Annotated in this window: 6 protein-coding genes; 3 read left to right on the plus strand and 3 right to left on the minus strand. The window is 41.4% G+C overall.

Features of this window, described 5'->3' with window-relative positions:
* Positions 1–23: 23 nt before the first annotated feature.
* From RMZ43_RS26710 to RMZ43_RS26720, 3 genes are read right to left on the minus strand one after another with little or no spacing between them, the layout of a single operon-like run.
* Positions 24–4,277, minus strand: a complete 4,254-nt coding sequence (locus RMZ43_RS26710) for a beta-ketoacyl synthase N-terminal-like domain-containing protein (RefSeq protein ID WP_322652553.1) — start codon at positions 4,275–4,277, stop codon at positions 24–26.
* Positions 4,278–4,281: 4 nt separating this feature from the next.
* The gene (locus RMZ43_RS26715; RefSeq protein WP_322652554.1) at positions 4,282–15,030 is read right to left on the minus strand and encodes a non-ribosomal peptide synthetase; all 10,749 of its coding nucleotides are present in this window, start codon (positions 15,028–15,030) and stop codon (positions 4,282–4,284) included.
* The gene (locus RMZ43_RS26720; RefSeq protein ID WP_322652555.1) at positions 15,027–21,767 is read right to left on the minus strand and encodes an SDR family NAD(P)-dependent oxidoreductase; all 6,741 of its coding nucleotides are present in this window, start codon (positions 21,765–21,767) and stop codon (positions 15,027–15,029) included. Before RMZ43_RS26720 ends, RMZ43_RS26715 begins: the two co-directional genes overlap by 4 nt.
* Positions 21,768–22,580: 813 nt before the next feature.
* Between RMZ43_RS26720 and RMZ43_RS26725 the strand changes: the two genes are divergently transcribed.
* The 3 genes from RMZ43_RS26725 to RMZ43_RS26735 form a co-directional block, all read left to right on the plus strand.
* Complete coding sequence (locus RMZ43_RS26725; RefSeq protein ID WP_322648174.1) at positions 22,581–22,715, plus strand: hypothetical protein; 135 nt, start codon at positions 22,581–22,583, stop codon at positions 22,713–22,715.
* 288 nt (positions 22,716–23,003) lie between these two features.
* Complete coding sequence (locus RMZ43_RS26730; RefSeq protein WP_322652556.1) at positions 23,004–23,996, plus strand: MvdC family ATP-grasp ribosomal peptide maturase; 993 nt, start codon at positions 23,004–23,006, stop codon at positions 23,994–23,996.
* Positions 23,997–24,074: 78 nt separating this feature from the next.
* On the plus strand, positions 24,075–24,810 hold a 736-nt coding region (locus RMZ43_RS26735), incomplete at its 3' end, for an MvdC/MvdD family ATP grasp protein (protein ID WP_428850929.1).

Below are 24,810 nucleotides of genomic sequence, written 5' to 3' on the forward strand. Positions count from 1 at the left end.
AGTTAATAACTATTTTATGTCGATCATATTGCTATTTCTTCTCTATCAATTGCACCTAAGTTAATATCTGGTTCTAGTTGTTTTTCTAGCTTTAGTGCTATTTCAGCTATTGTGGGATATTCAAACAAACTTGCTAGAGATAATTTGATATAAAAAATATTTCGTAGCCGGGACAAAACCTGAACAGCTATTAGAGAATCTCCTCCCAATTCAAAAAAATTGTCATTGATTCCTACTTGCTTGATTCCCAATAATTCTTGCCAGATATCGGCAATTTTTTGCTCAAGTTCATTGCGGGGAGCTATATATGAATTTGGCAAATCGGGTCTTGAGTGAAGTACAGATAAATTCTCTAGCTGAAAATTATCCGGCTTTGTTTGTAATGAAAGCTGTAATTTTTGATCAGTCTCTTTTTGTCCAAACTTTGTGCTAAATGCGACTGGTACAGAAGCTTGAGCCATAATAATCTTATGCTCAAACGCTTCAGTTTCTGGAAAAGCAGCAACTTGAACAAAATCGCGATCGCGTAATGCTTCAAACCACTCATTTTTGATAATAAAAGGCTGACCTGGGCTGCGTCTATTATCATCTAAAAGTTTTAACAGCAGACCCCAACTGATATCAAAGTCTATTTTTGGCTGAGTTATTTCCCACAATAAGAGGAAGCCCCCAGGAGCTAATAAAGAGCGCACATTTTGGAGGGTTTGATCTATGTTCCGAGTTGCGTGCAACACATTAGAAGCGATTACTACATCAAAGCTATGCTTCTCAAACCCTTGCTCAGTTGGCGACTTGTCTATGTCTAGTAAGCGATATTCAACAAATGGGTATTCTTTAAACTTCTGTTGCGCTTTAGTCAGAAAGCCGCTACCAATATCAGTAAAAGTATAGTTGGTTTGTTTTGAAGCCAATACAGGTAGTAATGCTTGCGTAGACATACCAGTACCCGCGCCGATTTCCAAAACTCTCAGGTGAACCGATGATGGCAATGACTTGACCACTTTTTCCAGGCTTGAGCGCAAGATAGAGTTGTAGTAATTTAATAATGCCAATTCTGAATTTGAACCGTTGTTTTCTTCTTGATAAATCAGTTCATTGAAAAACTCTAAAGGTTCTTGTTTACCAACAACAACATTAGCTAAATTTTCACCACAACGCTGTACTAAATCTACTGTTAGAGATTTAGCAGCCATTCTTACTCTGACTTCTTTTAAAAGTTCATGAATCAAATCTTGCGAACATGGCACTAGTCCAGTAAATAACCCCTCCTGTTGCTGTAGTTGTCCTTGCTCTACTAATATTTGCAACCATCTACACACCAATTGTTGATAACGGGGAGTTATATGGCATTGCGCCAACAAATTCTCTAAAGAATACTTTTCCTCGGCATTCTTAAAAGCCCCTAGTTGTTTGAATGCAGAGTTGATATAGGCTGTACATAAATGATCCAACCAGTGTCTATTCTCTCGATATGTTAACTCGTTGAGTTCTCCATCTCTAACACTTGCTTGATTCTGGCCTGCTTCTATGAGCGATGTCCACAATTGTGATGTTGTGGGTAAGGTTTGCAACTGCCCCCAAGCTGTTTTTTGTGGAGGGTCAATCCAATAACGTTGGCGCTCAAAGGGATAAGTTGGTAAGGGAAGACGATAATATTCCTCCTGACTATAGAATCCAAACCAATCTATATTGACTCCAGCTAGCCAGAGTTGACCTAGTGTATTGAATAAAACACGAGTATCGGATTGCTTTTCTTGAGGATGACGTAACGAAGTCAACACCGTTTGTGCGGCTGCTTTGTCAGGATGCTTTTTAGCTAATGTAGTGAGTGTGTGTCCTGGCCCCACTTCTAGTAAGACTTGCTCAGGTGTTGCCAATAATTTCTCTACACCTTGGGCAAAAAGCACTGTGGAACGCAGATGTTGAGCGTAGTAGTCAGGATTTGTGGCTTGGGTGACTGTAATCCATGTACCAGTCAGGTTAGAGATATAAGGAATTTTTGGGTGATTTAAAGTAACTCTTTTAACTTGCTCTGCAAATGTCTCTAAAATTGGTTCCATCATTTGGGAGTGGAAGGCATGAGAAGTATGCAGACGGCGACATTCAATCCCTTGAGTAGCTAGCTGATTTTGTAGTGCCTCTATTGCTGCTATAGAACCGGAAACCACGCACTGCAAAGGTTGATTAATCGCTGCAACAGAAAGTTCTGATCCTAATAGGGATTTTACTTTGTCTACGGGCAAGGGAACAGAAAGCATTGCCCCACTAGGAAGTTGCTGCATTATCTGTCCGCGTGCTGCTACTAGAGATAAAGCATCTTCTAGGGAAAAAACTCCTGCTAGAGTTGCTGCTACATACTCGCCAATACTATGACCGATCGCAGCTTGTGGCTCCACTCCCCATGACTGCCATAATTTAGCTAGGGCGTATTCAATTACAAAAATAGCAGGTTGAGCAACAGCTGTTTGTTGAAGTTGCTGCGATGCCTCATCAATCTTTTCATCACTGGGGTAAAGAATATGACGTAAATCTTGCCCTAGTAGGGGTTTAAGGATTTCTGAGCAATAATCAACTTGTTCTTTAAATACTGTCTCGGTTTGGTAAATTTCCCGTGCCATGTTGACATATTGAGAACCTTGACCGGGAAACATGAAGACAACAGACCGTTCTGTAATCTCTGTATAGTTGGTAAATACTTGTTTTGACTCTAAACCTGTAACAGCATCTTCTAAGTCTTGACAAATTAACATCCGTCGATGATTAAAATCCCGGCGACCGCTATTGAGTGTATAAGCTACATCGCCTAAGTTGAGTTCTGGATGCTCTTTTAAATGCGTGATTAAATTATTTGTCGCCTTCTCCAGTGCAGTTGCAGTCTTAGCAGAAAGTACCAAAAGTTGATAATTTCTCCCCTGCTCCCCTGCTCCCCTGCTCCCCTGCTCTAACAAAGGAGTTTCTTCCAAAATCACATGAGCATTCGTCCCCCCCATACCAAAAGAACTAACCCCAGCACGGCGAGGGGTGTCATTTGTTTTCCATTCAGTCAGGGTTGTATTGACGTAAAAAGGACTGTTAGCAAAATCAATTTTGGGATTAGGTGTCTGGTAGTGCAAACTAGGAGGCAGCATTTGATGTTCCAGTGCTAATGCAGTCTTAATCAAACCTGTGACACCTGCTGCTGTATCCAAATGTCCAAAGTTGGTTTTTACCGAACCAATAGCGCAGAAGCCTTTTTCATCAGTACTTTGAGTAAAAGCTTGAGTTAACGCTGCGATTTCAATCGGATCTCCTAAAGGTGTAGCGGTGCCATGAGCTTCAATATAAGAAATTGTTTCGGCATCTACACCAGCTATAGCTTGAGCCTCGCTAATGACTGCTGCTTGACCACTGACACTAGGAGCAGTGTAGCCGACTTTCATTGCACCATCATTATTGATCGCCGAGCCTTTAATAATTGCATGTATGTGGTCGCGATCGCTTATTGCATCCTTTAATCTTTTCAATACCACAATACCAGCACCGCTACCGACAATAGTTCCTTGTGCTTGAGCATCAAAAACACGGCAGTGTCCATCAGGAGAAAGAATCATTTCCTCTTGATACAAATAACCTCTGTTTTGGGGAATGCTGATAGAAACTCCACCAGCTAAAGCCATATCACATTCACCATTTAATAGACTTTGACAAGCTAAATGAACAGCGACTAAAGAAGTAGAACAGGCAGTTTGCACATTCACTGCTGGCCCTGTCAAGTTGAGTTTATAAGCAACTCGTGACGGCAAAAAATCTTTATCGTTGGAAATTCCCAATTGCAGAAGGCTAAATGTCTCTAATAATTGATGATGAGGATAAAGATTATTAAGCAAATAACTATTTATCCCTACACCACCATAAATCCCAATTAAACCGTTGTAAGTTTGTGGGTCATAACCAGCCTTTTCTACAGCTTCCCAAGCTAATTCTAAAAATAGGCGTTGTTGTGGATCTATTAACTCAGCTTCTTTCGCACTATAAGTAAAGAAATTTGCATCAAACAATTCAATCTCTGGTAAAGCAGCACTAGCTTTCACATAATTAGAATTACTCAGCAAATCTAGAGAAATACCAGATTTTATCAATTCTTCATCTGTCAGCCAGGAGATAGACTCTACACCATCACGTAGATTTTGCCAAAAAGATTCAATATCTTTTGCTCCTGGAAACCGCCCAGCAGTAGCAATTATTGCTATCTCAGAATTGTTTAAATCATTATTATGATTAACTGAATTTACTTTCATTTTTCTACCTTTTTTTCTGAGAGCGATGCTGTTGTCTAAGCTGTAATTGTTGGTTTCTTAAAGATTTACTGTCACTATGAGTTTGAGTACGAGAACTCTTTTCTATAAACGTATCTTCTTGATTGAATTTAGTATTCAAGTATTGGCTTAAAGTATGTATCGTTGGGTAATTAAACATATCAACTATTGATAGTTTTAAACCAAATTTTTCTTGCAATTGCTGATTAATTTGTACTAGTAGTAACGAATGCCCTCCTAGTTCAAAGAAATTATTGTAAACTCCTACCTTTTCTAGTTCCAGTGCTTTTTGCCAAATGCCAGCAATGATTTTTTCTACTTCTGTATTTGGCATTACATAATCTGATAGTTCCTGATGTAAATCTGGGTCAGGTAGAGCGCGACGGTCTACTTTGCCGTTAGGTGTCAGGGGTAAGGACTCCAGCATCACAAAAGCGGCTGGCACCATATACCCAGGCAGTTTATTGGAAAGGAACTGTCGTAGTTCGCTTGTTGTGGGTGTTGCTTGTGGATGCGGTACTACGTAAGCGACTAAGCGTTTATTACCTGGAATTTCTTCACGGGCGATGACACAACATGTCTGTATATCACCATTTTGGCTCAGTATTGCTTCAACCTCGCCTAACTCAATGCGGAAACCGCGTATTTTTACTTGATTATCAATTCGTCTCAAGTATTCGATGTTGCCATTTGGTAAGTAACGCGCCAAATCTCCAGTTTTATATAATTTACTCCTCCCTATCTCCTCAAACGGATTGGAGATGAATTTCTCTTGTGTCAACTCTGGACGGTTAAGGTAGCCTCTGGCTAACCCCACACCACCGATGTGTAACTCTCCAGGCACACCAATCGGCACTGGTTGTAAATTTTCGTCTAAAATGTAGACTTGTGTATTGGCGATCGCTCTACCAATAGAAACTTTCTCATCGCCATCAGTGCATTTTGCAATCGTGGCACAGACAGTAGCTTCTGTTGGCCCGTAAGCGTTAAAAAAGTTTCTGCCAGCAGACCACTGCCTGATTAATTCAGCAGAGCAAGCTTCTCCGGCTACAATCATTGTCTGCAATGCCAGGAGTTCCTCTGCTGGCATAACTGCTAACGCCGATGGTGGAAGCGTGATATGGGTAATGCCATGATTGCGTAACTGCTCAATTAATGGTTTCCCTGGCAATAAAGAGTCTTTTGTTTCCAAGTAAAGTGTTGCCCCTGAGCCAAAAGCCATCACGACTTCCCAGATAGAAGCATCAAAACTCAGGGAAGCAAACTGGAGAATACGACTGAAGTTTTGCAAGCCAAAAGTCTTAATTTGAGCTTGAGCTAAGTTGCACAGTCCGGTATGCTCAACCATGACACCCTTGGGTCTACCTGTAGATCCTGACGTGTAAATTACATTAGCTATATGAAAAGCTCTGACTTCATTGACGGGATTATCTTGATTGTTTTGGATAATTTGTGACCAAGCTTCATCTAAACAGACAAGGTTTGCTTGATGCTGTGACAGTTTCTCAACAAGTCGCTGTTGAGTAAGCAGTACTGAAACTTGAGCATCTTCTAATATGAAACTCAAACGTTCTTGGGGATAGTCAGGATCAAGTGGCACATAAGCCCCACCCGCCTTAAGAATTCCCAAAAGTCCTATCACCATGTCTAGTGAGCGTTCTAGACATAACCCGACCAGTACATCTGGTTTTACGTCCAAAGAACGCAAGTAATGCGCCAATTGATTAGCTTTAGCATTCAACTGCTGGTAAGTCAGTTGTTGATTTTCAAACACAACTGCGATCGCATCTGGGGTAAGCTGAACTTGCTCCTCAAACAACTGATGGATACACTTATCCTGGGGATAATCCGCTTGAGTATCGTTCCATTCAACTAATAACTGCTGTTGCTCAGGTTGTGTCAACAGGGGCAATTGAGAAATTCGCTTTTTCGGATTAGCAATAATACCTTCAAGCAATCTCAAAAAATGACCCGTCATTCGCTCAATGGTAGATACATCAAACAAGTCAGTGTTATATACCCACCACCCCACTAGTCCAGTAGCGGTGTTCTCCATTGCTAAAGTCAAATCAAACTTTGCCGTTGTGCTTGCTGTCATCAATGGAGTGGCACTTAACCCAGCCAACTCTATTTGAGGTATAGGCGTATTCTCAAGAACAAACATCACTTGAAACAGTGGTGTGTGGCCCAGATCCCGTTCTGGCTGCAACGCTTCCACCAGCATTTCAAATGGCAAGTCCTGATGAGAGTATGCATCCATCGCCATTTCCCGAACGCGACCAAGTAATTCGCTAAAGCTAGGATCGCCTGATAAGTCTGTACGCATCACTAAGGTATTGACAAAAAAGCCAATTAATCCTTCAATTTCACTGCGATTGCGGTTAGCAATAGGAGACCCCACCAAAATATCTTCTTGTCCTGTGTAGCGGCAAAGTAGGGTATCAAAGGCTGCCAACAGCGTCATGAATAGCGTTACTCCTTCTTGCTGGCTCAGTTGTGCCAGACTAGCAGTTAGCTCCTTTGAAAGTGTAAACTCTTGATGTGCCCCATTAAAGGTTTGCACAGCTGGTCTAGGTCGGTCGGCTGGTAGCGACAATAAAGCTGGTGCGTTTGCCAGTTGTTGTTGCCAGTAACTTAGTTGAGTTTGCAGTACATCCCCTTGCAACCAGTTTCGCTGCCAGATGGCGAAATCTGCGTACTGAATTAATGGGGCTAAGGGTAATGGCTGACCTTGAGAGTAAGCATTGTACAGTGCCGCTAGCTCTTTGACAAACACACCTATTGACCAGCCATCAGAGACAATGTGATGCATACACACCAACAAGACGTGTTCAGTCTCGGACAACACTACTAATGTTGCCCTGACTAATGCTTGATTTGCCAAGTCAAACGGAAGAAGTGCTTGTTCTTGCGCTAATTGCTGTCTTGCAATTTCTTGTTCGGCTGGTGATAGATGTTGCAATTCAACAACTGAAACTGTCCAATTCGTTTGTATTTGAATGATTTGAGAAGGTTGTCCATCAACTATGACGAAGTTGGTGCGTAACGCTTCGTGGCGATGAATAATTTCTCGCAAGCTTTGTTCTAAGGCTACTTGATTGAAAGTTCCTACTAGATGTAAAGCTATGGGTATGTTGTAGAAGGCGCTGTTCGGTTGTAACTGGTCTAAAAACCACAAACGCTGTTGAGCATAAGACAGTGGTAATTCTGCATCCCTTGCTCTTGGTAAGATGGGTGGAGAAATTAGTTCTATCTTTTGTTGCTGCAACTGCCCAATAAGATGAGCTAATTCGGCAACTGTCGCGGCGGCAAACAGACTACGCAATGGTAGTTCTACTTTCAAGCTGGTGCGGATGCGTGAAACCAGTTGGGTTGCTAGTAGCGAGTGCCCCCCAAGTTCAAAAAAGTTATCATGTATGCCTACCTGCTCCAGTTTCAAGACTTGTGCCCAAATTTGTACAAGCATTTCTTCAATTGGGGTGCGCGGGGCAACAAATTTTTCTAGCAGTTTGCTGTCTAACTCTGGTTTTGGCAGTGCGAGGCGGTCTACTTTGCCGTTAGATGTCAGGGGCAAGGACTCCAGCAGTACAAAGGCTGATGGCACCATGTATTCGGGTAGCTTCTTTTGCAGGAAGCAGCGAACTTCACTGAGTAATAAACTGGAATTGCTCCAGGTCGGTTTTACAGAATCGCTGACTAAAGTACTACCAGACTCCTGTCCTTGGTACTGGTTTATGGATGGTCGTCTGGCATAGATGTTGTAGAGTCCAGTATTTTCTAGTACAGCATCCTGCTCTATAGTTAGGTCGTATCCATGTTCTTTTAGCAGGTCTGCAATCTCCTCCAACCTATCGTTAATGTTATGAACCTCTACAACTATCTGCTGAATCTTTTGCCAATCTTTTCGTTGGATGCCAAAAAGCACATCCCGCTCACTTTTCTCTACGTCGATTTTTAGTAAATCCACCTTCTCAACGCCATGCTCATCCATCACCTCAGAAATTGTTCTTAAGTGGCAAGTGAATTGCTGACTCTGCAATTTTTCTGCTAGCAGTTCATCAATTGCCTGACTAGATACTCCTGTGTCATTTTCTCCAATATTTTGTTGTTTGAACAAAAAGGATTTAAGTACCTCTCGCTCTTGCTCGGTATCTCCAAAGCGCCCGGAAATGACGGAAACTTGAGGATAATATGTAAAAATGTCACTTTTTGTCTCGCTGGAAAGACCAAGATTAAATAGCTTTACATTTAAGCCATAGCCCTCAGTATTTAGGCGTAACAGATCAAAAACAGGTGGAATTGGCTCAAATGCGTAAATAGAAACATCTTTACACCTTTGACCTGCGAATAGTGCGAACAGACCGATATTGGCACCCACATCAAAGATACAATCCCCTTCATTGATGGTAATACCATGTTTTAAATAAGCTTGTTCCTCCCAAAGTTCTTTGTAGACGAATTCTGTTTCGTTTTTATTCAAATGGGCAATCACCATGCCATTTGGCAACTCATAGAGTAACTCTTCATTCAGCAGACCTTTGTTTTTAAAACGAAGTAGTTGTAGAACTGGGAAGGCATACTCTTGGTCGGGGACAATATAAGCTACCAGACGCTTATTGTCAGGATCGTCTTCACGGGCGATGACTACAGTTTCTCCCACAGCCTGGTGTTGTGTTAGCGCGGCCTCAATTTCTCCCAACTCAATGCGGAAGCCCCGCAGCTTAACTTGATTGTCTATACGCCCCAAGTACTCAATATTACCGTCACTTAAGTAGCGTGCAAGATCGCCAGTTTTGTAAAGCCGTGAATGCAGCTCGTCGCTAAATGGGTTATGGATAAATTTCTCGTTGGTTAAGTCGGGGCGATTGAGGTAGCCTCGTGCCAACCCCACACCACCGATGTGCAATTCTCCTGGTATACCAATCGGCACTGGTTGTAAGTGAGAGTCTAAAATATAAATTTGTGTATTGGTGATCGCACGACCAATAGGTACTGTCCTAAGATTTCCATCTGGAAAGCATTGCCAATAAGTGACATCAATTGCCGCTTCTGTTGGCCCGTAGAGATTGTGTAATTCACAGTCTAACCGAGCGAAAAAGTGTTCCTGGAGTTCTTTTGGTAGAGCTTCGCCACTACAGATAACTCGTTTCAAGCTACTACAATTTTTTACACTTTCTTCTTCTACGAAAGCCCGAAGCATAGAAGGTACAAAATGCAGTGTAGTCACCTGCTGTTGCTGAATTAGGTTGGCCAAGTAAGCACTATCTTTATGTCCACCGGGTTTAGCCAAAACTAAACGCGCTCCAGTTATTAATGGCCAGAAGAACTCCCAAACTGAAACGTCGAAGCTAAAAGGAGTTTTCTGTAAAATGCAATCTACTGGTGTTAATTGATAAGCTTGTTGCATCCACAGTAGGCGATTGTAAATCCCCAAGTGAGTGTTCATTGCTCCTTTGGGCTTTCCAGTCGAACCGGAAGTGTAAATCACATAAGCCAAGTTACTATCTTGCACACCAGTAATTGGATTATCCTGACTTGACACAGAAATAGATTGCCAGTCAGTATCTAAACATACAATTTGCGCTTGATGCTCAGGCAGCCTTTCAATAAGTTGTTGTTGTGTCAGCAGCACTGGAACTTGAGCATCTTCAAGCATAAAGCTCAAACGCTCTTGGGGATAGTCTGGGTCAAGTGGTACATAAGCCCCACCCGCTTTTAGAATCCCCAACAGTCCGACAATCATTTCCAATGAGCGTTCCACATAAATGCCCACTAGCACATCTGCTTGTACGCCCAATGAGCGCAAGTAACGAGCTAACTGATTAGCTTTGGCATTCAATTGGTGGTAAGTCAGTTGTTGATTTTCAAACACAACTGCTATAGCGTCCGGGGTGCGCTCTACCTGCTCCTCAAACAACTGATGGATGCATTTATCCTGGGGATAATCTACCTGAGTATCGTTCCACTCAACCAATAACTGATGCTGCTCAATTTGTGTCAATAGAGGCAATTGAGAAATCCGTTCCTCTGGATTAGCAATAATACCTTCAAGCAAGGTCACAAAATGACCAGTCATTCGCTCAATAGTGCTGCCATCAAACAAATCAGTGTTATATTCCCAAAGCCCTACCAGTCCGGTAGCAGTATTCTCCATTAGTAAGGTAAGATCAAACCTGGAAGTTGTACCTTCTACTACCAGTGGACTAACGGTTAACCCAGTCAACTCCAATTGAGACATGGGAGCATTTTGGAGGACAAACGCCACTTGAAATAGTGGTGTATGGCTAAGATCCCGTTCTGGCTGTAATGCTTCCACCAGCATTTCAAATGGCAAATCCTGATGAGAGTATGCATCCATTGCCATTTCACGAACGCGATCCAGTAACTCACAGAAACTAGGATTGCCTGATAAGTCTGTACGCATGACTAAGGTATTGACAAAAAAGCCAATTAACCCCTCTATTTCACTGCGATCGCGATTTGCGATCGGTGAACCAACCAAAATGTCTGCCACGCCTGTGTAGCGGTAAAACAGAGTATCATAAGCTGCCAACAGCGTCATAAACAAGGTAACTCCTTGCTCTTGACTTAACTGTATTAACCCACTAGTTAGCTGCTTGGAAAGTGCAAACTGTTGATATGCCCCTGCAAAACTTTGCACAGCAGGTCTCGGTCGGTCTGTGGGAAGCGACAATAAACCTGGTGCATCTGCAAGTTGTTGTTGCCAATAAATCAATTGCTTTTGTAGTACATCTCCTTGCAACCACTGTCTTTGCCAAATTGCAAAATCTGCGTACTGAATCGGTAGTGGTGCTAATGATGACGGCTGATCTATTGAATAAGCATTGTACAGTGCTGCTAATTCCTGAACAAATACACCCATTGACCAGCCATCAGAGACAACATGATGCATATAGACTAACAAGACGTGTTCTGTCTTATTAAGCACTACTAATGTCGCCCTAATTAATGCTTCAGTTGCTAGGTCAAAGGGTTGAATAAGTTGTTTTTGCGCTAATTGCTGTGTGGCAATTTTTTGTTCAGTTGTAGATAAATGCTGATAATCAACAACTGAGAACGTCCAATTTGTTTGTGTTTGAATGATTTGAGAAGGTTTTCCATCAACTGTGATGAAGTTGGTGCGTAAAGCTTCATGGCGATGAATAATTTCTCGCAAGCTTTGTTCTAAGGCTGCAACCTTGAGAGTTCCTTGAAGATGCAAAGCTGTAGGTATGTTGTAAATGGCGCTGTTCGGCTCGAACTGGTCTAAAAACCACAAACGCTGTTGACCATAAGACAGTGGTAATTCTGCATTCCTTGCTCTTGGTAAGATCGGTAGGGAGGTTTTTTCTAAATTTTGTTGCTGCAACTGCCCTATCTCTTGTGCCAATTCGGCTAGTGTTGCTGCGGCAAACAGACTACGCAATGGTAGTTCTACTTTGAAAATGTTGCGAATACGTGAAAGCAGTTGAGTTGCTAGTAGCGAATGCCCCCCAAGTTCAAAGAAGTTATCGTAAATGCTTACTTGCTCTACTCTCAGCACTTGCGCCCAAATTTGTGCCAGCATTTCTTCAATTGGGGTGCGTGGGGCAACAAATTTTTCTAGCAGTGTGCTGTCTAACTCCGGTTTTGGCAATGCGCGGCGGTCTATTTTGCCATTGGGAGTTAGTGGCAGGGACTCCAACATCACAAAAGTGTTTGGCACCATATAGCTGGGGAGTTGATTGGCGAGGAACTGACGTAGTTCTGCGACTGTAGAAGATTGTTTCACCTTCGGCACTACGTAAGCTATTAAACGTTTGTCGTCAAGTTCATCCTCTCGTATCACCACCACGCTTTCCCAAACAGCTGGGTGTTGCGCTAGTAATGCCTCAATTTCTCCCAACTCAATGCGGAAGCCGCGAATCTTCACTTGTTGGTCAATTCGTCCTAAATACTCTAACTCGCCATTGGGCAAATAACGTGCTAAGTCTCCTGTTTTATATAATTTTGAATTGTCAAAAGGACTAGATATAAATCTTTGCGCTGTAAGTTCCGGACGATTGAGATAGCCACGCGCCACCCCTGCACCACCAACGTACATTTCACCAGGAACACCAATCGGCACTGGCTGTTTATATTCATCCAGTACATACACCTGTAAGTCAGGAATCGGACGACCAATTACACTTGCTGTGCCATTTAAATCGGTTTTACTCAATGGACGGTAGGTGACGTGTACAGTTGTTTCTGTAATCCCGTACATATTTACTAACTGTGGCAATTGGTCGCCATGACGCTCAAACCAAGGCTGTAAACTCTTCAGTTCTAAGGCTTCTCCGCCGAAGATAACCAAGCGTAAGTTCAAATTGCCGGTAGTTGCCGTTGACTGTTCGGCTTTAATCAACTGACGAAAAGCTGAGGGTGTTTGATTGAGAATTGTGACTTTCTCTTGAGTTAATAACTCAAAGAAGGATTCGGGCGATCGCGTCACCATGTAGGGCACTACTACCAGTCGTCCACCATACAGTAAAGCACCCCAAATTTCCCATACGGAAAAGTCGAATGCATAAGAGTGGAACAGTGTCCAGACATCTTGAGAGTTGAAGTTATACCAAGAGTTTGTCGCTGCAAACAGACGAACTACATTTGAATGGTTGACTAAAACGCCTTTGGGCTTACCTGTAGAACCAGAAGTGTAGATGACGTATGCTAGGTTATCGGGTGTGGCGGTGTAAGAAGGGTTTGACTCGCACTCTTGAGAAATTTTTTCCCAGTCGCTGTCTAAGCAGATGACACGCGCCTGATGTTGAGGAATTGACTCTACTAATTGCTGTTGTGTTAACAATACTCTAACTTGAGCATCTTCGAGCATAAAGCGCAAACGCTCAGTTGGATACTCAGGGTCAAGTGGCACATAAGCTCCACCCGCTTTGAGAATACCCAATATTCCCACGATTGTTTCTAGCGATGCCTCCGGCAACGTCTCCGACGAACGCTCCACACACAACCCAACCAGCACATCTGCTCCCACGTCTAAAGACTGCAAGTAATGCGCCAACTGGTTAGCACGACAGTTCAACTGGTGGTAAGTCAGTTGTTGATTTTCAAATACAACTGCTACTGCATCCGGGGTTCGCTCAACCTGTTCTTCAAATAACTGGTGGATACATTTATCCTGGCGATACTCCACTTGTGTGTTGTTCCACTCAAACAATAACTGGTGTTGCTCAACTTCTGTAAGCATAGGCAATTGCGAACTTTTTTGTTGTGGATTAGCCACAATTGCTTCCAGCAAGGTCACAAAATGCCCCAGCATCCGCTCGATAGTGCTGACATCAAAAAGGTCAGTATTGTACTTAAAAATCCCAGATAAAGAAGAACTTGCTTCTGCGATCGTCAGATTTAGGTCAAACTGACCCTCCATCTGAGGCATTTCAAAAGGTTTGAGTTTAATTCCTTCTTTATCTACTTCACCTCCTAACCACAGTTGTTGCGTATGCTCAAACTGCCCCAAGTTCTGGAAAAGGAAGTTGAATACAGCCCCAAAGATAGGAGAACGGCTCGGATCGCGCTGTGGCTGCAATCTTTCTACCAGTAGAGCAAAGGGAAAATCTTGATGCGCTAATGCTTCTGATACTGTTTGGCAAACTTGAGTCAGAAACTCTTGAAAACTAGGATTTCCTGAGAGATTCGCCCGCATAACCACTGGATCGACAAAATAGCCAATTAGTGACACAAATTCCGGTTGAGTTCTACCTGATGTGGGCGCACCAACCAGAATATCCTCTTGCCCGGTGTAACGATACAAGAGAACCTGAAATGCAGCTAGCAGAACCATGTATTGGGTCACGCCTTCTGCTTGAGCTAGCTTTTTCAGTTGTTCTGTGAGCTTTTGGGATATCTTGAAATTATAAGAAGCGCCGTTGTAGGTTTGTATGGCTGGTCTTGGTCTATCTGTTGGCAAGTTGAGTACAGGCAACTCCCCTGCGAGTTTTTGCTGCCAGTAGTTCCACAGTTTTTCTCCTTGAGTACTGGTTAATAATTCTCTTTGCCAACGAACGTAATCTATATAGGAGTGCTTTAGAGGAGTTAGAGATGGCTGAACACCTAACTCTAGTACAAGATAGACTGTTATTAACTCTTCTATTAGTAATAATACAGACCAAGCATCAACAGCAATATGGTGTATGGTTACTAACAAGATATGTTCTTGCTGTGACCAACTGAACAAACGCACCCGCATTATCGAATCATTTTCGATATTGAAGGGTTGTTGGTATTCCTGAAAAACTCTTTGCTCAAGCTCCTGCTCTTTCCAAGTAGAGGCATTTATCTGCTGAAAATCTGTGAACTGAGTTTGATGGATCTGTTGAACAACATTATTATCTTGCTTAAAAAACTTGCTACGTAATTGTGGATGACGTTCAAGAATAATTTGTAGACTTTTTTGTAAAATCGTGACATTTATAGGTGAACAGATACGACAGGTAAAAGCTACATTATAGGCTGCGCTTTTAGGTGCTAATTGCCATAGAAACCACAGGGATTGTTGACCGTAGGACAGAGGATAAATATTTAAAATATCTGGGCGATCGCGCAGTAACTGTAAAATTTCAGTTTTGTGTTGTTTGAGTTTAGCAATGACATCAGGAGTTAATAAACTTTCCGAACCATCTATTAGCAATTTTTCTCCATCATGCCCCAATTCAATTCCTTTAAAAGAAATGTCTTGTAAAAATTCTAATAAATTCATAATTCTATTTTAATTCTATTATTATTACTTGCAATATTTATTAGTTGAAATGGCTCATTACTTTCCTCTTGAACTTCTTTATCTAATTCATAATCAGAATCTAAGCCAAGTTCTTCCAATAGATAATCAGTTAGCAAATCTACAGTAGGATACTTAAAAACCAAATTTAGCGGTAAAGAGCATTTTAAACTCTTTTGTAGGTGATTTTTCAAATCTAAAGAAGTTAGCGAATCCATCCCTAACTCAAAAAAGTTTTTCTGTAGATCAATGGATTCTGACAAATGCCAACCGAGGACTTTAGCAACTAGTGAAAAAATATGATCTTGCAAAAGTTTTCGGCGCTTGGTAATATTTGTTGTCTTTATTTGCTCAACCATCTCAGATTGCATAACCACAGTTTTTACTGAAGTTTGCAAAAAGTTAGCGAACAACGGCGAAACTGAATTGGATTTTTCCAAAAACTGCACCCAATTCATAGGCATAACTGCAACTTGAGTAGAGGATTGACATAATAATTGCTCCAAAGCAACTAATCCCTGTTCTGGGTTAAACGTTCCAATACCCCGTGTTTTTGTTTGCTCATCAAGTTGACGCTCTGCGAAGGCTCCTACTTGTGACCAAGCTCCCCAGTTAATGCTCAAACCTGCTAGTCCTTGAGCCTGGCGATGATGGGCTAAAGCATCAAGAAAAGCATTGGCTGCCGCATGGTTAGATTGACCTGCATTACCAAGTAAAGAAGCTATAGAAGAAAACATCACAAAAAAGTCTAAAGGCTGGTTCTGAGTTAAAGTATGCAGATGCCAAGCTCCTTCTACTTTTGGAGCCAAAACTTTTGCAAAGCGTTGCCAGTTTTGTTGTTGTAGAATGCCATCATCCAAAACACCAACAGAATGAATGATTCCGCGCAGTGGTGGTAGAGTTTGCTCAATTTCTGAGAGTACTTTTGTGATTTGTTCGACATCAGACACATCGGCCTGAATAACATTTACTTGAGCGCTAGCCTGTTCTAACTCTTGAAGTTGCTTATGAACAGCAGCACTTGCACTACTACGCCCAACTAACACCAAATGCCTTGCTCCCCGTTGCACCATCCAACGAGCTACCAATAAACCCAAACCACCCATACCGCCAGTTATCAGGTAGGTACTATCTTCACGGAACTTTAGAGGTTTTGGTGCTGCTGTTTCTAGATAATCTTTATGCTTCTGATAGCGAGCTAACCTAGCGACATAACGCAGTTGGTCTGTAAAGGCAACCTGGTCTTCTTTAGTCGGAAACCAAATTTCCTCAAATAAGGCTTGCACAACTTTTGCATCTGCCTTTGGAGCTAAATCTACCCGCACACAGTTGAGTTCTGGATGTTCGGTAGCGATCGCCCTTGCCATTCCCCACAAGCTTGATTGCACTAATCCCTCTAGGTTGGCAAAGCTGATCGCCACTGCTCCCTGAGTTACTAACCAGAGGCGAGGATAAGCAGATAAATTAGTCCCTGTCAATGCCTGGACTAAATGCAAGGTGCTACCACATCCTAGTAAAGATGCCGCAGTTAAATCGGTTGCGGTGAGTTCTGCTGCTTTAACTGTATCTAAACTCCAGCAATGAACTACACCATACAAATTCAAGGGTTTGCTATTGATTGCCTGCAATAGCTTTTGATAATGTTGTGGGTTGCTTGGGTTAATTTTGAATTTTTGCTGGTCTAATTGTTCATATTCCTCACCAACAAATACCAAGGTACAAAGTTGTGAGTGAGTATCTAGCTTGTCAGCTAATTGTTGCGCTATACCTTGCCGATCTGCAAATAACAGCCAATGTTTTTGCTCAACTTGTACCAACTCGTTTGGTGATGGTGGTACTTGTGCCAGCATTAGCATTGCTGGAGATAAAACGCTTTGAGTTTGTTGAGTAGATGATATATTAACTGTGCTTGTAAACCCAGTCTCTTGCAACACTTCTTGCCATTGGGCAGCACTAATTAAGGGATAGTCTGGACGTAAGTGTAAATCGTTAAATCGCCACCATCCTGGAGTTAACCCAAAGATTAAGTCCAGCCAACGCTGACGCTGAGTTGTTTCCAATAAAATTAATATGCCCTGTGGTGCTAATAATTGCTTGGTGTGTTTGAGGGTTTGTTGTAAATCTTGGGTAGCGTGCAAGACATTGGCAGCCACAATTACATCATATTGCTGCTTTTCAAATCCTTGGCTAAAGGGATCTTTTTCAATGTTTAATACTTGATATTTTACAAATGGGAAATCCTGGAATTTCTCTTGGGCTTTTTGGGTAAAAGAGATCCCAATATCGCTGAAGTGGTATTCGGTTTGCTCACAGGATAAATGTGGTAGTAAATAAGAGGTTGTTCCACCAGTTCCCGCGCCGATTTCCAATATTCTTAATCCCCGTCCAGTTGGTAAATGCTCGACAAGTGAAATTATGGCTTGTTGAGCTAAGATATTCATCACTTTTGTCAGTGGCGAATTCTCATATAACTGGGCTGTAGTTGAGTCGTTTTCGGGGAAAAGCAATTGCAATGGATCGCATTCGCCCCTTAGTACTTGGGCTAATGATAGGCCGCAACGTCCTAGAAGAGTGAATTCAGCATTTGCTATTGGATATTGAGTTAACAGGGCATTTAATTCAGCTTGCAAAGCGATGTCTTCTGGCTCGCGGATAACTTGCCATTCCAAAGCTTTTGCCTCTAATATCCCTACTTCTGCTAACATCTCTAGTAGTCGCTTGAATAGCCGTTGATGTTGGCTGACTACTCCTAACTGGTTAGCGATCGCATCTGTAGTGAAGCGCTGCCCTAATTGCGGTTTCCATCCCATTGCTGTCAGGGCTTGCAGCACATAGTTAATGCTGAGTGCTTCTAACTGGCTGACTGCTGCCTGATAAACTTTTAGCTGTGGTTCAGCCATCAATTGAGAATATTGTGGCTGAAGTTTAGGGCTAATTTCTGCAAGTGCTGGCAGGTAATTTGGAGACAGTTGCTCATTGCTAAAGCGCACTTGAGGTTGCCACTCTACTTCATACAGCCAATTTTCTACAGAATTTTCTTTCAAGTCTAGCTGGAGACTTTGCAATAAAGTGTTGGGAGTTGCTTTTTTAGCCTCAAAACCTTTGATGTCTGCAATCAACTGCCCGTTAACGTCAAATAGCCTGATATTTACTACAAGGTTGTCCGAATCGGAGTTCTCAGACTGCGTAGGCGTAGCCCCTTGGAGACATCGTACTGCATGACACCATAACTGCTGACTTTGGGGACGTTGGTAAAATTGGAAACTTTCAATTGCGAAGGGTACAAAAGTGTCTTCACTAGGGAAGAAAAAGCTGGTCAGTTGCAAGCAGGAATCCAGAAGACCTGGATATAATTGATACTTCTCTAAATCATCTACTAGATCAAGCCATTTGAGCTTGGCTAGGGCTTCTCCTTCTCCACACCAGACACAATCAAGCCACTGAAAGCTTGCACCAAATTGAATCTGCCGATTTTGCCAACTTTGGGAAATTTCCACAGCAGCTATTTGTTGAGTACAGCGCGTCTGTATCTGTTGGAGAAAGACAGTTTCTGGTGCAATGTTAACGCCTTGTGAAATTTTCCCTGTGGCATGGACTAGCCACTGACTTATCTGAGTACTACTATTTGCAACTGGATCAAAGCTGATAAGTTTGAAAGATGCGCTACTCTCTTCAAAAGACAGTACCAGCTGTACTGTGCGTGCTTTATCTTCTGGGATAACCAATGCTTGAGGGAAAACTATATTTTCTAACAGACATGACTCACTGGCAAAAGTCAAATCTGCTACACCCAATAGCAAGGAGAGATAACAGGCTCCAGGCACAACAATTTGGTTATAAACTTGATGATCTACTAAAAACGGTAGGGTTTGGCTACTGAATTCAGACTCAAACAAGATTTCTTTGCTTAAGGGCAACTGGAGCTTTTTGTCTAATAATGGGTGCAGTTTTGTCGAGTTTTGTTGCCGTTGAGGTTTAGGGGGTGTATTCTCAATCCAATAGCGCTGTCGTTGAAACGGATAAGTGGGTAATGTAACTTTCTTGCGGAAATAGTCACGGTCAAACCCTGACCAATCTACTGCCATTCCCCCTACATATAATTCACCCAAACTAGAAAGCAACTGTTGCCATTCTGGCACTCCCGGACGCAGAGAAGGCAACCACCAACCCACACCCTCAGGCAAGCACTCACGACCCATACCCAACAAAATTGGCTTAGGCCCAACCTCTAAAAAGACTTCATACCCAAGTTGATGTAATCTCTGCATACTATCGGCAAACCGCACTGTTTGTCGGATGTGATTCACCCAGTATTGTGCATTGGTGATATTCTCATCAGCAATTTGTCCGGTGATATTAGAGACTAATGGTATCTGGGGTTGATTGTAGGTTATTTGACTAGCTACTTGCTCAAACTCCTTCAACATGGGTGTCATGAATGGAGAATGGAAAGCATGGGATACTTGTAACCGCTTCGTTTTTACCCCCTGTGTTGACAGTTGCTGACAAATAGCAGCAATGTCTTCACTGGCTCCCGAAATCACTACACTTTCAGGCCCGTTGATGGCTGCTAATGCCACTGTGTCATGAAATGGCGCTATAACTTTCCGAACTCTTTCCTCGGAAGCCATTAGTGAAACCATCTCGCCTCCAGAAGGCAATTGCTGCATCAACTGTCCCCGATAGGCAATGAGTTTAAGTCCATCTTCTAGGCTAAAAACGCCTGCGACAGTTGCCGCAACATATTCGCCTACACTATGACCCATCACCACATTTGGTTCAATGCCCCAAGATTTCCACAGTTGATACAGGGCATATTCAAAAGCAAACAATGCTGGTTGGGTATAGGCAGTTTCATCCAACAAAGATGATTGCTCAAGAGTCTGGGTAGGATAAAGTACTTCTAACAAAGAATCCTTCAGATAAGGGCGGAGAATTTCATCGCACTGCTCGATAGTTTGGCGAAAGATGGGTTGGCTATCGTAGAGTTGGCGACCCATATTGATGTACTGAGAGCCTTGACCAGTGAATAAAAAGGCTATCTTTGCTGGCTTTTTGCCAGGTTTATCGCTAATTAAGCCGGTGATGTCTTTCCCAGATGCGAAAGCACTGAGTCGATCGACCAACTGCTCTCTAGAGTCGGCCACAATAGCAAGGCGGTAGTCAAAATGCGTTAGCGAAGCGGCTCCTCCGGAGCTTCGCCCAGTGTTGGCGGTGTAACAAATATCTGCTAACGATATCTTTAAATCAGATTTTAAATAAATTTGATATCTTTTTGCTAGTTCTTCTAAAGCCTTATCAGTTTTCGCCGAAAGTGCTATCAAGTGGCTTGGACGCTCAATGTTCGTCACCACTATTTCTTCTGGCACTAACGACTCTTCTAGGATTATATGGGCATTAACACCCCCAAAGCCAAAGGAACTTACCCCTGCTCGTCTAGGAATAATTTTCCCTTCTTTTGTCTTTAAATGTTGCCAATCTTTCGTTTCTTTAACTATATAAAAGGGACTACCATCTAACTTGATTCGAGGATTTAATTGCTGAAAGTTGTTAATTGTTGGCAATTTTTTATATTTCATTGCCAATAATACTTTTATGATCCCAGCAATACCTGCTGCTGATTCTAAATGTCCAATATTTGTTTTTACTGAACCTAATCCACAATAGCTTTCTGCGGTTTGTTCAATACCATAGTGCTGATATAGTTGTGTATATGCTCGTTTTAAAGCATTAATTTCAATTGGATCGCCTAACGGCGTACCTGTTCCATGAGCTTCTATATAAGATATTGTATCAGGTGTAATATTTGCTTTTATACATGCAGACCTCACAACTTGTGATTGAGAATAAGCATTGGGAGAAGTTAAAGTACGCGTATGACCACCATGATTTATGGCGCTACCTTTAACTATTCCATAAATATAATTTTTATCCTCAACTGCTTTTTTCAAAGGTTTTAATAAAATGACACCTGCCCCTTCACCTCGCACATAACCGTCTGCTTGAGCATCAAAGGTTTTGCATTTCCCTTCAGGTGATAACATACCCAACTTACTAAAAGAGATATAACTAGTCGGTGTACACAATACACTGACACCACCAACTAACGCCATCTCACATTCATTTTGATTGAGTGTATTCACTGCTTGGTGTATGGCTACAAGTGAGCTAGAACAAGCAGTATCTATCGGAATACTAGGGCCATGAAAGTTGAAAAAGTAGGAAATTCGATTGGGAATAATAGAAGTATATGTACCTGTAGAATTATATCCTTCAATGACTTCGCCCTTATCTTGTAATTCTTTATAATCGAAATTACAAACACCAATAAAAACACCAACGTTATTTCCTGATAATTCTAATGGTGAATATCCAGCATCTTCTAAGCATGACCAACTCAGTTCTAGCATGATCCTTTGTTGAGGATCTATTCGCCGAGCTTCTCGCTCTGATATCTGAAAAAATTTTGCGTCAAATTTATCTACATCTTCGATAAATCCTCCCCATTTACTAGTACTTGTATTGGGAAGTTCGATATTTGAAGAATAAAAGTTATCAATATTCCATCGTTCTTGAGGTATCTCCGTTACACTATTAACTCCCTTCTCTAAATTATACCAAAATTCATTATAATTATTCGCTCCTGGAAATCTACACCCTATACCAATAATGGCGATCGCCTCTGACTGAATATTAATATTTTCTGCTTCATCATTCATAATTAAACTCACTAAGAACTAACTCTAACTTTTTAACTGTATTAACTTCTACATTTTCCTAAATATCCTATTTTTTTAAATCAATATTACCTTCTGTATACTACACTTGATGAAAATGAGTTGACTTATATAACAAGCTTTTAGCTCTTCTATAATAAGTAAATCTTTAATTTATTTGATAAGAAATATTACAGATTCAGTCTTTTTACATTTTGCATAAATAGCCATAATAATGGCTTTAATCACATATCCCATTAAAGTATCTCCTACAACCGTTATTAGACTAACATCTCTATACCTCCTACGATGCTAAACGGAGTTGTCAATGCTGTAAGTGTGGCTGCGATCACAGTATAACTAACTCCTGCTATGACTGATGACTTTACTTTTTTTTGAGAAAGACTATTTTATAATTTATCATTAAAACTAATTTGCTTTCTTTAAATTAACATACTTCTAATTTCAATTAGAGCATGATCTCACTTTTCTAGATAAAATGCAACAGCCTGGAAAATAATTAATTTAAGAAATTTAAGAAGTTTAAGAAACAAATTACCAAAAAAATAGTTTGCTGTAAGTTATATCCAATAAGGATTTTGCTGGATTTAATTTTTGTTCTAATTATAGTTTAATATTGATGATTTTGATATTAATTCTTAAATATTTTTTCTTAGCTGCCTGCTTAAGTTTCCTAAATTTCTTAACTTTCCTAACTGCTTTAACGTCATAACTGTCTTAACTGACCTTGAAAATATATTTAATTAATGATATACATTTAAGTTGAAAAACAAGTTAATTTTTTTAAGGAAACTCATGCCTACAAACACAGTAAAAACAGTGGATGTTGTAGCGTTACCATTCTTTACACGTTTCTTGTCAGAGCAAGCTACTGAAGGAACAGAGGTTCCTTGGACTTACAAGTTTCCTTCAGATTTGGAAGATAAATAATTTACTCTTTTACATCTGAAAGTACCTTTCTGATCGGAAAGATACCTTGTAATTGGCTGAATCATCATTTAATAGAGTAGCAGTTATCAAAGAACTGAAAACTACTCATAGAGACGCGATGGCGCAGAGCGCCCGCCGTAGGCGATCGCTTTCATATTGCCTTATCCATAAGATAGAGATGATTGCTTTTTATAAATCCCTAAATCATCTAAAATTTTTGGTTTCTAAAAGGCAATTTGTTTGCTATTTTTGAATAGCTACCTCCTAAAATTCTCAAAAAAATATTTTATGCACCTGTCTCGTGATGTTGTTTTATTAATCACCCACAGTGGTGATTTCTTTACAATAGATAGAGTGGCAGAAGCCTTATCAAAAAAAGGGGTGCAATCATTTCGTCTAGATACTGATAAGTTTCCTCTAGAAGTGCAATTAACAGCACATTTTGATAAGTCTAAAAGCTACCACACTATAGAATGTAACAACCGCTCTATCAACACAGAGCAGGTGCAAGCTGTATGGATGCGCCGTATTTGGGAACCACAACTGAGTCAAGAATTAGCGCCAAAGTTCCGAGAAGCTTGCGTTAGAGAATCACTTGCAACTTTAGATGCTTTTTGGGACAGCCTCAAGGGAGCTACGTGGGTAGATAATTTAGAGCGGATAGATTATGCAAGTAACAAGCTGCGTCAACTGCGGATTGCGTCTGAAGTAGGCTTTGTTATTCCCCAGACTCTTGTCACCAACAAAGCCCAAGCAGCACGAGAGTTTTTTGGGCAAGTCAACGGCAAAATGGTGAGCAAGCTCTTAACTGCTCTTTCCCGCAGTATGGAAGCTAACTCCTCGTTTTTTCTGTACACCAGCATCGTCAAAGAAGAAGATTTAGTTGATGCTGAGTCACTGCGTTATTGCCCAATGGTTTTTCAAGAGCAAATTCCAAAGCAACAGGAATTACGGATGGTGTATGTGAATGGTAATGTATTTGTGGGGGCGCTAAATGCAGATATGTATGCAGCAGCCAAAGTTGATTGGCGTAAACCTGGTGTTGAAGTTGGCGCATGGCAACATCACCAGCTTCCTGATGAAGTAATTCGTCGTCTCAAAGCCTTTATGGAGAAATTTGGGCTGTTGTTTGGAGCCTTAGATTTCATCGTCACACCATCAGGGGAATACGTCTTTTTGGAAATCAACCCTGTGGGGGAGTGGGGAATGCTGGAAAAGGATTTAAACTTACCGATTGCAAGTGCGATCGCAGACGCCCTACTTCAAACAAAGAATGAATAATCAAAAACTTAATATTTGATATTAGCCCGCGGCAAGCCACCCAAAAGGTGTCTACATACTTCACTGTTCATACTTTTTATGACCGTATTAATAGTTACGTTTAGTAAAGACAACGAAAGTATTCCTCTAGTCATCAAAGAAATTGAGGCTAGAGGAGAAAAAGCATTTCGGTTTGACACAGACAGATATCCCACCGAAGTCAAGCTAGATATTTACTGCGGCGATAGTGAACGAGTAATTATTACTGATGGCGAACAAAAGCTAGATTTGAGTGAAGTCTCCTCAGTTTGGTATCGGCGGATGCGCTACGGAGAAAAAATTCCCGACTCAATGGACAAGCAATACAGAGATGCATCAATTAACGAATGTCGCGCCACAGTCAGGGGTATGATTGCCAGCCTTCAAGGATTTCACTTTGATAAAATGTCCAATGTGGATCGAGCTAATAATAAGCAATTACAATTGCAAGTTGCACGCAAAATAGGTCTTGTAACTCCACGTACTCTGACTTCAAACAATCCAGAAGCAGTCAAGCAATTTGCTCAAGAGTGTAACCAAGGTATAGTTACCAAAATGCTTTCTTCTTTTGCTATTTACGATCAGCAGGGGCGAGAAAACGTTGTGTTTACCACTCCAGTTACAAATAATGACCTGGAGAATATGGAAGGACTGCGTTTTTGTCCGATGACCTTTCAAGAAAATGTGCCCAAGGCGCTAGAATTGCGGACAACTATTGTCGGACACCGCGTATTCACTGCCGCAGTAGATTCCCAAAGCTTAGAAGGATCTACTTATGACTGGCGCAAAGAGGGGA

Origin of the sequence: Nostoc sp. CmiVER01 (genome assembly GCF_034531135.2) — a bacterium.
Lineage (GTDB): Bacteria > Cyanobacteriota > Cyanobacteriia > Cyanobacteriales > Nostocaceae > Nostoc.

Excerpts from the sequence above, each read along its gene's own strand:
- RMZ43_RS26710 (WP_322652553.1), bottom strand. The coding sequence starts at position 4,277 with ATGAAAGTAAATTCAGTTAATCATAATAATGATTTAAACAATTCTGAG.
- RMZ43_RS26715 (WP_322652554.1), bottom strand. The coding sequence starts at position 15,030 with ATGAATTTATTAGAATTTTTACAAGACATTTCTTTTAAAGGAATTGAA.
- RMZ43_RS26720 (WP_322652555.1), bottom strand. The coding sequence starts at position 21,767 with ATGAATGATGAAGCAGAAAATATTAATATTCAGTCAGAGGCGATCGCC.
- RMZ43_RS26725 (WP_322648174.1), top strand. The coding sequence starts at position 22,581 with ATGCCTACAAACACAGTAAAAACAGTGGATGTTGTAGCGTTACCATTC.
- RMZ43_RS26730 (WP_322652556.1), top strand. The coding sequence starts at position 23,004 with ATGCACCTGTCTCGTGATGTTGTTTTATTAATCACCCACAGTGGTGAT.